This is a genomic window from Nostoc sp. NMS7 (genome assembly GCF_017115085.1).
Taxonomy (GTDB): Bacteria; Cyanobacteriota; Cyanobacteriia; order Cyanobacteriales; family Nostocaceae; genus Nostoc.
In genome coordinates this window covers 1-3,009 of sequence record NZ_JABXKJ010000241.1, presented here as the reverse complement: position 1 = coordinate 3,009, position 3,009 = coordinate 1, and the positions used below count along the sequence as shown (strand labels likewise).

Annotated in this window: 4 protein-coding genes; all 4 read right to left on the bottom strand. The window is 43.7% G+C overall.

Annotated elements, in window-relative coordinates; all coding sequences use genetic code 11:
* Window positions 1-30: 30 nt before the first annotated feature.
* From HWQ38_RS32360 to HWQ38_RS32345, 4 genes are read right to left on the bottom strand one after another with little or no spacing between them, the layout of a single operon-like run.
* Complete coding sequence (locus tag HWQ38_RS32360; protein WP_292802010.1) at window positions 31-522, bottom strand: hypothetical protein; 492 nt, start codon at window positions 520-522, stop codon at window positions 31-33.
* Entirely contained in the window at window positions 482-664 is a 183-nt protein-coding gene (locus HWQ38_RS32355) for a hypothetical protein (protein WP_292802008.1), read from the bottom strand. The genes HWQ38_RS32360 and HWQ38_RS32355 overlap by 41 nt, the downstream gene beginning before the upstream one ends.
* Window positions 665-715: 51 nt before the next feature.
* Window positions 716-2,479, bottom strand: coding sequence for a type IV secretion system DNA-binding domain-containing protein (locus HWQ38_RS32350; protein ID WP_292802006.1), 1,764 nt, complete (start codon window positions 2,477-2,479; stop codon window positions 716-718).
* The gene (locus tag HWQ38_RS32345; protein WP_292802005.1) at window positions 2,476-2,949 is read right to left on the bottom strand and encodes a hypothetical protein; all 474 of its coding nucleotides are present in this window, start codon (window positions 2,947-2,949) and stop codon (window positions 2,476-2,478) included. Before HWQ38_RS32345 ends, HWQ38_RS32350 begins: the two co-directional genes overlap by 4 nt.
* Between the last annotated feature and the right edge of the window lie 60 nt (window positions 2,950-3,009).

The following is a 3,009-nucleotide window of genomic DNA, read 5'->3' as shown; positions in this document are numbered from 1 at the left end:
TTACCCGTTCCACTTTTATGACGCAATTTTCTATCTCTTTATACCTCTAGATTCCAAGTTTTGTTGAGCATTGTTTTCAATTTTATTATGTATATCAACAACAGATTGAACTTTATCAAGTGCCTGTAACTGCTGCTCTGAAACATTAGGCGATAAAACTGCATCAGTGAGAACAGCCTCGCCGTTTTTGGCACGAACGATTACATTACCGTCTTGCTGTTCAAAATCAAAAGTTTTACTTTTGAAGCTTCTAGAACCATCAGGGTTATCTTTGCCCAAGATATTCAGCATTGCTTTAACACTCTGTTCAATTGCTTGACCTTTAACATCATCAACAGCAGCCCGTAGTTCAGTTCGAGTATTGTCAATAGCTGACTTGACACCCATAAGGCTTTGATCAACAGTGTTTTTAACACCGTCTACCTCTGTACGTAACTCTTGAGTTAAGTTCCCAATTTGTTGATTGAGTTCATCCCTGACATTATCTGTGTTTTCTCTGACTCTCAGGAAGATAGTTATCATCAAAAGGTAAGTTATCCCAACTATCAGCAGTGTTTAAAATCTCGCTCGGATATTTATCTGCTAGGGCTGCTATATCTGGAGGTAGTTTAGCAATTTGTTTTCTGTCATAATCGGAGAGAGGGTAAAAATTACTTGGCGACATGAATTTTCTCCTAACTATTTTTAACTTTAATTTTATCCAAAAAATCTCACTTTAAATCAGACTTGCATATTCTGATAACTGCTCTTGATTTTCTATTAAAGGTAACAATTTTAAAGCCAAGGAGCGGCGGATTTTCATTTCTTCATCTGCTGGAGTTAAGAGAGTAGACTCTTTAGACAAGAACTTTTGAAACTCGTACCAAACTTTCACACTGTCAACTTCAGATTGAATTTCATGTTGAGGAATCTTAATTGATTGCAAGATTGGCAAACTTATTTGACCACGAGAACGAAACCCTGGGCTAATAATTACTGCTTTTCCCTCTGGTAAGGTGTTAAATTGATTGACATCAAATAGCTTCCGGGTACTATTTTGATCAGAATTAGAAGTACTTGCGCCGCCCTTGCCTCCTGATGAGCGAGAACGCTGCTTATACTTAATTTCTTCCTCCCCCAAGAAATTACTAAACCTCTCGGCGGCGACATCATCCTGTGGATTGAAAAATGCCTTGGTAGCGCATCCCCCAAAGATGGCATTAGTTATGTTTTCACCATAGGATTCAATCAGCATTGAAAGATTTTGTAAACCTAAGATAGAAATTAATCCATCCTCACGGTTCTGGTTGAGCCAGTCAACCAGTGCTGGTAAATATAATGTGGGTAATTCATCAATCCCCAACACAAAAGGACAAGTACGTTTGTTAGCCACATTCCGGCTAACTAATAGATGCAGAATCGAGACTAGCAAAGGGGCAATTACATCACGCTTCTCTTTGTTCATCCCGAAAATCACCATTTGTCGTCCCTTCAAGTCCAGTGGAATATTAGTTTTTCCAGAGAAAGCAGCGAGGGCAGAGGGAACCATAAAACGGCTGAACAATCCGCTAGCTGTACCAACAATACTAGCTGCTGTTTCTGGGGAACCGGCGACAGAGACAAACTGCGCGAAAGCCTCTCTGACCATGAAATTCAGATTTTCTGCTTGCTCCATGCGCTTAACTAACTTTGGCAACCCTAGTATTGCTTGGCACATCATGATATCTGGGTACTCTGTGCCCTTTGCCAGCATAAAGACGGCTTGGACTAACTGATCGCCAGCGTTGGTAAAGAAGCTATTTCCAGAATCTTTATCACCGAGTTGGAAATTGCGATTTAGCGTGATTGCTAACTGCCGCGCCATTTCTGAGTCTTCATTGCTACGAAGAAAGTCTATTGGGTTAGCAACTGCGGATTCTGCAAACCCAGGAGCCAAAATAGTAACTTGATAGCCACGTTCGAGAGCATATCCAGCCAGAATCGGGGCTTGTCCTTTAGATGCAGAATAAGCAGATTCTTGCTGTGCATATTTAAAATCGTACAATACTAATGGAAATCCTTGATCTATAGCTGAACGAATCAAAGGATTAATCATTGAAAATGACTTTCCGCTTCCTGGTCCACCACAAACTAGGATGCCTCGCTGTGCCTCTGGGAAGTAAAGGGTTGTTGGATCTTCAGGGATACTCGTTTTCCTGATTCCATTGACAATCTCGCTCCTTGTATTTCTGGGAGTCCCTACATACAGCGATACTCGGTTATGCTTTCGCTTCTGAATTTGCTTACACGCCAATTTCCGAGCTGCCGTTTTCTCTACCGTCCCGCCCCATCTGGCAGTGGCTAACTTGGCTTTCCCTCCCCTACTATCGATGATTTTGGCGATTACAATCACCGCGCCACAAGCGAGTACCCCTAATCCGGCGGGGGAAAATAGCGCCGACTCAATGCCTGGGGGAATGAATTGATTTGGATAGACCTCTGTCTTAGGAGTCTCTGTCATCGCCCAGTGCCCACAATTACCAAATCATTCTCGCTCACGGGCAACCAGGGCACGGGCCCAATGAAGTAAGGAGTGCAAGTTTTCTGTTGGAATGGCGGTCGCGCACAGATCCTAAAGAATAAGCCAAAGTCGGCAGTCCCCTTGGATTCATTAACTCCAGTTAGCGCCACTTTGAATCCCCTACCATACACTAGCCGCCCCGTGGGTTCCTTGCCCCCATTAACTGCTGCTAGGAACCCATAGCCGCCCTTAACTATCTGGGATGAACCAGATGCCCAACGCTTACCATATAAGCCGCCCTGACTGCCAGCAAAATCACCCATTTCTAAATACGAGCATTCCTTGCCGGGAGGACAGGCGACGGGAACGGTGCGGTCGCCTCTGACAACACGTCCAGAAACAAAGTAATTGTTACCTGCCTTTGCATCGCCTTTTTCAGCCGTACCAAGTACAACCGACGCAATCCCCACAACGCGCTCAAGGTAACTTGAGAGTATTCAAACCTTTATGGTTAGCATGGGTCGGAGAAC

What these genes read in the sequence shown, in the direction of transcription:
- HWQ38_RS32350 (WP_292802006.1), bottom strand. Translation starts at nt 2,479, where the DNA reads ATGACAGAGACTCCTAAGACAGAGGTCTATCCAAATCAATTCATTCCC.
- HWQ38_RS32360 (WP_292802010.1), bottom strand. Translation starts at nt 522, where the DNA reads ATGATAACTATCTTCCTGAGAGTCAGAGAAAACACAGATAATGTCAGG.
- HWQ38_RS32355 (WP_292802008.1), bottom strand. Translation starts at nt 664, where the DNA reads ATGTCGCCAAGTAATTTTTACCCTCTCTCCGATTATGACAGAAAACAA.